At 46.6% G+C, this 7,498-nt stretch carries 10 protein-coding genes and 2 pseudogenes; all 12 read right to left on the bottom strand.

All coding sequences use genetic code 11. From position 1 onward, the window contains the following. Window positions 1-819 (bottom strand): phage baseplate assembly protein (locus Xhom_RS18620; protein WP_099139821.1); only part of this gene is annotated, 819 nt, incomplete at its 3' end. Beyond that, window positions 816-1,064 carry a hypothetical protein gene (locus Xhom_RS18615; protein ID WP_069315694.1) on the bottom strand — a complete coding sequence of 83 codons (249 nt, stop codon included), beginning with the start codon at window positions 1,062-1,064 and terminating at the stop codon, window positions 816-818. The genes Xhom_RS18615 and Xhom_RS18620, both read right to left, overlap by 4 nt. Then, on the bottom strand, window positions 1,045-1,233 hold the full coding sequence (locus tag Xhom_RS18610) for a hypothetical protein (RefSeq protein ID WP_145957476.1): 189 nt from the start codon (window positions 1,231-1,233) through the stop codon (window positions 1,045-1,047). The genes Xhom_RS18615 and Xhom_RS18610 overlap by 20 nt, the downstream gene beginning before the upstream one ends. A gap of 71 nt (window positions 1,234-1,304) precedes the next feature. Beyond that, on the bottom strand, window positions 1,305-1,493 hold the full coding sequence (locus Xhom_RS18605; RefSeq protein WP_069315692.1) for a DUF2635 domain-containing protein: 189 nt from the start codon (window positions 1,491-1,493) through the stop codon (window positions 1,305-1,307). 4 nt (window positions 1,494-1,497) lie between these two features. Then, window positions 1,498-2,037 (bottom strand): ATP-binding protein, encoded by a 540-nt coding sequence (locus tag Xhom_RS18600; RefSeq protein ID WP_069315691.1) that lies wholly within the window; start codon window positions 2,035-2,037, stop codon window positions 1,498-1,500. Continuing rightward, a complete protein-coding gene (locus tag Xhom_RS18595) occupies window positions 2,034-2,369 on the bottom strand; it encodes a head-tail joining protein (RefSeq protein ID WP_069315690.1) in 336 nt (111 codons plus the stop codon). The genes Xhom_RS18600 and Xhom_RS18595 overlap by 4 nt, the downstream gene beginning before the upstream one ends. Beyond that, window positions 2,369-2,749: a hypothetical protein gene (locus tag Xhom_RS18590; protein WP_069315689.1), complete on the bottom strand. Its 381-nt coding sequence runs from the start codon at window positions 2,747-2,749 to the stop codon at window positions 2,369-2,371. The genes Xhom_RS18595 and Xhom_RS18590 overlap by 1 nt, the downstream gene beginning before the upstream one ends. 1 nt (window position 2,750) lies before the next feature. Continuing rightward, window positions 2,751-3,437: pseudogene (locus tag Xhom_RS18585) on the bottom strand (major capsid protein); the annotation flags it as partial. A gap of 281 nt (window positions 3,438-3,718) precedes the next feature. Then, complete coding sequence (locus Xhom_RS18580; protein ID WP_069315688.1) at window positions 3,719-4,003, bottom strand: hypothetical protein; 285 nt, start codon at window positions 4,001-4,003, stop codon at window positions 3,719-3,721. A 1,052-nt stretch (window positions 4,004-5,055) separates the two neighbouring features. Further along, window positions 5,056-5,589, bottom strand: a complete 534-nt coding sequence (locus tag Xhom_RS18575; protein ID WP_069315687.1) for a hypothetical protein — start codon at window positions 5,587-5,589, stop codon at window positions 5,056-5,058. An 820-nt stretch (window positions 5,590-6,409) separates the two neighbouring features. After that, window positions 6,410-6,973 (bottom strand): hypothetical protein, encoded by a 564-nt coding sequence (locus Xhom_RS18570; protein ID WP_084023020.1) that lies wholly within the window; start codon window positions 6,971-6,973, stop codon window positions 6,410-6,412. 239 nt (window positions 6,974-7,212) lie between these two features. Further along, a pseudogene (locus tag Xhom_RS18565) lies at window positions 7,213-7,498 on the bottom strand (hypothetical protein); the annotation flags it as partial.

Raw genomic sequence — 7,498 nt, 5'->3', positions numbered from 1 at the left:
GTTCATTTCCCAATTAATCGAATCCTGCTGCTTTCCCCATGTATGCAGTGTGCTTTCGATAATGGTGACATAATTGCGATAGCGCATCTTTTCCGCTTCAGGGTCTTTTGCAGTTGCAATCTCAACCACCTTATAGCTCTGCCCGTTCGACAGTTCACTCAGGCCACTGACATTCATAGACAGGCCGCTGTACTCCGAAAACCGTTCATTCATGGAAGACTGGTAGTCCGCAAGTTCAATGTTTTTCCCCTGCTCTACACCACTGGCCGCCACCGTGTCACCCACCCGGGTCAGAAATAGATTGCCGTCAGGGGTGTCGTAATACAACAGCGCCGACCAGCGGGTGATGCGGTCAATCACCTCCTGGGAGGATTCCCCCCAGTTCAGGGTAAACTGCGGTACAAGAGGCATATCGGTCACATCCGACGTTACCGCTATCCCGTACCACTGCGCCAGTTTCTGGGCAATCTGCAATGCCGTTGCCGACGAAATGACGTTTTGCGGCCATTTCGCCGAGCAGTCCACTAAATCCTGACACTTGCTGCGACCCGTTACCCTTATCTGGTGGGTGCTTTTGTTGATGGATGAATTCCAGATATCGATATAACCGGTGATAACCGGGTCATCGCCTAACAACACCTGACAGGGTTGCCCGGCCTCGACGAGCTGTTTTTCATGACTGCCGGGATAATAGTCCATCAACATCAGTTCAAAATCAGCGGGTAATCGTTCAATACCGCGAGTCACCCGGATACTGTCCCAGCCATGGATCACCCTGCCACCGATAACCAACGACAGCTCATTCGCCGTTTTTTTCATTTGCGCAACGCCTTAAATCTGACGGGCAGAAAGGCCGGATGACGGGGATTGGTCGCCTGAATCAGTTCATCACTGCGGCCTGCATCCTGATAAATCCGGTTGGCCACATTCAGCGACGGCAGAACGGCGGGCAAACTGAACTGAGCCAGTCGGCCGGATTCAGCGCCGTTCAGGGCTGCACTGGTGATGAACGCATAGCGCAGTGACATCAGAGTCTGGTAGATATCATCCAGCCGCCTGATCATTCGCCAGATACGCGGCTGTCATCCCGTGCAGCAATGAGCCGTGTCCAAACTGGGACGCAGCCTGTTCTGCTGAGGAAATACGGATCGGGATATCGGGCGTTGCGACGGCACTGTCCAGCATTTGCCCGAGGATGAGTGAACGCTGGGTGGCTATGGCACTGTTTGCCATGGAGTTATCGAACTCGACGAAAAACAGCGGCGTTCTGAGGTTATTGGGAATACGGGAAAAAGGAATTGCCATTATTCAGCCTCCTGAGCGGCCTTTTTGACGAGTTTATTTTCCGTCACGGGTTGCGATAAACACACATCGCCATCTTTTAACCGGCGATGCCAAAACAGAGTATCCGGCACCTCGGCACCGGATTCGGGCAAAGGCTCGCCCTTAACCGGACAGCGCACCAACCGCCCGGCAACAGGTTTTACAAACATAGGATTACTCCAGATTAATTCGGATATGGGGTTCAGGGGTGTGTTCTGGCATCGCGACGGTCACGTCAATGCTATCCAGTTGATGCGTTTCAATCGGGTAAAAATCTTCCGGTCCCTGATAGTATTCAATGTCGATATCCATCAGGAGCTGGGCGAAATGCCCCTCGCCGCTGGCGTCGATATCAATTTGTGACCGAATTTCAGCATATTGCTGTATGACTTTCGTCAGCTCATAACTGTTGATGACCGCCCGTTCGATTTGTTCCCGCAGCACCTCTAATGCCAGTTCCGCCTGTTCTGCCCCATCATCAGCGTCGCCGTCGAATTCCTCTATCCTGCCGGTGACCCTGACTGTCGTTGTGGTATTAAACTGAGGAACGTTGCGGCCCAATGATTTTTTATGATCAAACGGGGTTTGCACCAGAATACAGGGGTAATTATCCCCGCGGGTTGACCAGTCGCGCGGGGAATAAACGCGGGATTTCGCGTCTGTTTTCCCCATAAGCGCCTGAACTACCTTATTACGTATGATTGATGCGTTCATTTTTTGGGTTTAATCCTGTTGAGTTGCAAATGCGTCCCACCGTGACTGTCCGGCTGAACGTCACTCACAACAAATTCAGCATTGACACTGTACACAAACAGCCGGTCTTGTTGCTGTGGCGGGGATTTGAATACCGCATCACGCACACCCAGCAACGGTTTTGTGGTGTTAATGCTGCTGTCCCCGTCGAGCGATTCCACCTGCTGGATATAAGCGCGGTCAAACACGCCCATGATGTCGTAAGGCTCACCCTGCATAGGCCGCCAGTTCACCCGCTCGGCAAATTGTTGATGCAACGGTGCCAGCAGGTGTTTATCCCAGTCAATCGGCATCAGGCCTCCTGTTGGATTTTAACGCCGTCCTGAACGGTGACGGAATTGCCAGACAATAACTGCGATTTCAGGTCATCCAGCCGCATCACAACACCCAGTTGAATCAGGCGTTCCGCGTCCTCGTCAGACAAATAAATGACGGAGTTTTCAGAGTACGCCACACCGTCATGCTGGACGGTGTTTCCCTTCAGCACGACCCATTCAGGCACGTCTTCCTCTTTATCATCATCCTCTGGCTCGTCAGGGAGTGTGCCTGAGAATTTTGTCAGGGCTGACTCAGATTGGGTTATTTGCGGGTCAACATTCTCGGTGGGGTTCACCTGTAATTCGGACGGTAATTCGCCCAGGTCATCAGTGACTGTTTCCTGTTTTTTCGCCATCTCACACCACCCTTGCGCACAATGCTGCGTTGACTCGGCTAGGGATAACCAGCGGCGCAGACTGCATCATCAGGAAACGCTGCGCGGGATCTTGCTGTAACCACGATTTCGGCGCATAGGCCATCGGACCATAGTTAAATGCGGGGTCAATGATGGCACCAAAGGCGCGCGTTCCCATCAGGTCAGCACCAGACATAATGACCGTCCCCTCTGGCAACATCGGTTTTTCTTTGCCATCCACCGGGTCGATAAACCAATCGTTGTACACCCACAAATCAAACTGCCCCCAACGGCCTTTGTAGGCGGCACCTTTCTGCACCTGTGTGCCGGGGTTAATCTGATTACCATATGGGTTTAATGCCGGATACTTAATGGCACTGTCGGTCACCGTAGTATCCAGACGAAATGCGTTCCATGACTGGGTGGTAAAGACCAGATCGGTAGGAACCGCACCGGAATTCTTCAGAATGCGCTGTGACCAGGCTTCAATATCCTGCGTTGGCTGATTATTGGTTTTACCTGCATCCACCTTTGTCGGCCATTTGTCACTGCCACTCAGGGTAACCGTCAGGTCAGCAGAACGCCCGAAGTTGACGACTTTCGTTTCATAGCCATCGCCCGCCACCGTGATCGTGCCGCTCGCCAGCGCACTGGCCGCCATCCACTCTAACCGGCGGTTAATCATTTGGAATGTCAAATGGTGATGTAATTTGTTGTTATATAGTGATTTTATTTATCGATTAATGCGGTGGTATAGCCTAACGTATAGCAATAGCCGTTATCCAAGCCGCGCTATTCATTAATTTCAACTATATCCAGTGATAACCTGATATTCCATTATCAATAAAGCAGAGTCAGCGCACTAAACGTCCTGAGCTAATGACTGACAACGAATTTCGTCGGTAGTGAGAGGTCAGTACGTTAAACGCACCAACCTTGTGAAGAGGTTGCGACGCCATTCGTCGGAACCTATTGAGCGATAGAACTGACAGCCAACTGATAGCCCTGCCAGTAAGAAGCCTTTCCCGTCACGGTGATCACCTGATCTTTCTGCAACAACATCACCGATAGAGCCATCTCATCAAAGCCCACAACACGCAACGGGTAATCACTGCGCTTATCGCTCTGTGCCTGCATGGTAGCGACTGCCATCACCTTACCCGTCTGGCACTTGATACGCTTGGGGAAAACGGTAATCTTGCCTGTGATCGTAGCGACTATCGAGGGTGCATTCTTCTTCTGTCTTCGTGCCATTCTCCACCACCTATAGATGAACTGGTTTTTCAACCATGATAAAAACCAACAAGTTAAATCATTGCGAACGTAATACGTACGGAGTCACTGAGTTACATTAAGTAACCTTGTGCTGGATGGCGTAAACTCAAGCCTCTGCGTTGTGATTACCACAATGGAGGTTTAGAAAATTATTCGAAAATCACGCTCTAACGAAAAAAACACGAAATAACTGTACCATCTGTACCACTTGGAATATTTCAATTAAATATCAAATAATTAAGGTGGTACAGATACGAAAAATAACTGTCAATAACTGCGCCATATCTGTACCACGTTCACGGAAGCAATGACCAGTGGCAACTATCACGATTTCCGTGATGGTTGATTTACAAGCTGGACAAACACAATAAATACATTGTCTCTGGCTAGCTCTTTTGCGCACCTCTTTAAGAGGTGTACAAATTCTGTGAGTCAGTATTACTGCCGCGAAAATTATAAGCAGACCCCAAATTCGGGGTCTGATTAAATATCAATGGGTTATATGCTATTTTAGCCATAAAATCACCAGACTGATTTTATCGTGGGGGTCAAACTGACCCGAAATAATCAGGGTAGTGCTTGCTTCGAACACTGTTGATGGTATTTTTGCGCCCCCGATTTTGAGGTACTCAAAGTATAAGCAGACGCCAAATTTGGCGTTTGATTGAATATCAATGGGTTATCACCTAAGCCCGAATTCGGGCTTTGCACTGCCGACGGAATTCGTCGGTAGCCATTAATATCACTTTCAAATTGATTCTCATGAGTAACCATAATTTAATATATAAATTAATCAAACAGCGTTGTCTCAGTGAATCACTTTAGCTCACGCATTTGTTTGAGCGGTTCCAGAACTGGCGGGTAAAAGTCATTGAGGAGTAGTAAGAAAGGAAGCTGCTGTCGCTTGTAATTTTCACTAAACTAGTATGAAAAACACACAACAAAACTTAAACCGAAGATTGATTTCATAATTCAATCTTCGGTATTGATTCTATTAAAAATCTACTAAAAATCATAAATCACTATAATAATTACATCCCCAGAATTCCCATGGACATATTTGACACACAGCCGGTTTTCACCCCAAAAGTCACTATCGCATCAGGTAAAACACCACCAGATTCTTTAAATGGCTGCCCCTGAAGTTTATAGATACCTAAGGGAAGATCTGTAATTTCTGACATATGTTTACCACCAAGCCACCAATTATTTCTAGATCTAGCATTATGCCCTTGCGCTATAACAATATCGGTACCTGAATATTTATTTCCACCATGTTCAAATGACAGATCGCCTATGAATGCAAAATTCAATTTACTCGGTAACGGTGCTAAAGTATCACACGCAATCGCATTTCCCCCAGTCACCTTATTTTTAAACCAATCCGCCGGAGCCGATGACCCCTTTCTCCCTGCTCTTACAAGAAAAATACACCCTTCTGAGTCATCTGATACGGTAACACCTTCCCACCCTTGACCGCTGGTAATATAATGATCAGTAACATTAAACACGACATTAGTCATTCCCATCATCTTTAAAGAAAAATTATTATCTCTTATTTTCATATTTTCTCTCCTGCGCATCTTATATTTATCGTTTCATTATTGATTGCACCTAAAACTCACATATATTATGACAATGGAATTTCCATAAAGATTAATTTTTTTAAAAAACACGCCACCCTCAAAATCAACATCAACCATGTCGATTTATATAATAAACAAATTTATTCTAATAAGTAAAAAATGGCCCCTAACAAATAACTTTATAAAAATATTTTTTAAAACTAGCAGAAAAATAAAACACCTTAATATAAGCACATGGATTGTTGTAATTTTGGAGTAAAGATATCAAATAGCGGGAAGACAAACATTAGTCATTAGAAAGATACTATTCATCTTTTTAATATGTAGGATGAGCTGACATCTAAACCTACACCATGCAGGAGTTAAAGTTGGGAAATCCCGCTTTTAGATAACTCGCTGATCGTAATCCCACCCACCAATGATGGGTGTGCATAAGGAATATCAAGGGTTATTCAACTTCCACCAATGGTGATTATTGAGAATATCAAGGGGTTAAAAAGGGATAATTCTCCCATTTATCTAATTGATTGATTTTAAGTAATTCTGTTACAGGGACAGAAATAAGGAATATCAATAGGTTACGATAAATGGGATTTCAAAGCCCTTTTAACCGATTGATATTCCTCAATTCCTGCTCAGAGTCGGAATTCTGGTTTTCTGCCGGAAATAAGTAAATTCAAAGGGTTATAGCATTAAGACTAAGCGCATAGGGATTTACGGGAACCGCTTAATTTCAAGCCCTCCCATTGGCTGTGTGGTGTGTATGGACTGCTTCTTACTGGCAGGCATATCGCCCTTATCACGCCAGAGAGGACTGACTATCAACACTCAGTTCATACATGGCCTCATAGATAATCTCTTGTAAGGCTGCCACGAATTCGGCATCTGTGGAGCTGGACGCGGTAGCCCGGAGCCGTGGACCGTGTTCAGGGGCTATTGCTATCAGACGGGTGCGCATCCGGGCGTATTCCTGCCTGACTTTGTTCACCATATCCCGCCACGGCAGAACCTCACCGGATTTGATGCTGTGCTCCAGTTTGACCAGTTCTGCCAGATAGTGCTCTTTAATGGCGCGGGATTCTTCTATCGGGCGTACATCCACCTTGCCACTCAATAGCTCGTCATAGACCGCCTTAGCGCGTGTTTCTAATGACCCTGCGTCTAATGTGCCGGGGTTCTTTTTGGCGTTCTGTGTTCGAAGATCCTGGCTATCGCGGTACTGCTTTAAATTCTGGTCACTGGCTTCAACATTGACCTTGTTGCCGTCGATGACAATGTATTTATTTTCACCGATCCAGCGTGTAATGGTCTTCCTGTTCACACCGACATGCTTCGCGTATTTGCTGATACTCATTGTAGACATGGGACATCCTTCGCTAGAAATGGGACATTGGGACATATGGGACATTGAGATGGGACATGTCCCATAAAAAGTGGGACACAAAACCCAAGTGAATTTAACGTAACTATCTGAAATAATTTACAAATACATTTTATTGGGACGTGGGACATGGGACACAAATTCAAAATTTTATAGCTAGTGAAAAACCACGGCGCGCAATGCCCGTGATATATAAGATCTCGGGTAAGGACCCAAAAAGTTTAAGCATGATGGTTGCCCAGTCTTTCGATGTCTTCCCAGTTCAGCGGCTCAATGTACCGTTCCAGCTTCTCATTCGCTGCCCGTAATGATGCCTGATACCCGTTCGCATCATTGGCCCTCAGACTGTAGTTGAATGCTTCCAGATTCTTATCTTCCCCGTCTAACAGTTCCCAGCCTGAACAGATCGCTTCCATCTTGCGTGTGGTGTACCGGCTAAGATGGCGGTAACCTCCCCTGAGCGTTGCGATGGCAGACTGATACGGCGTGTGATTGTTGATAAGACGC

The sequence above is a fragment of the Xenorhabdus hominickii genome (genome assembly GCF_002632725.1).
Lineage (GTDB): Bacteria > Pseudomonadota > Gammaproteobacteria > Enterobacterales > Enterobacteriaceae > Xenorhabdus > Xenorhabdus hominickii.
Note: the sequence above shows the minus strand (reverse complement) of the source record. Positions and strands in the feature narration are given on the sequence as shown.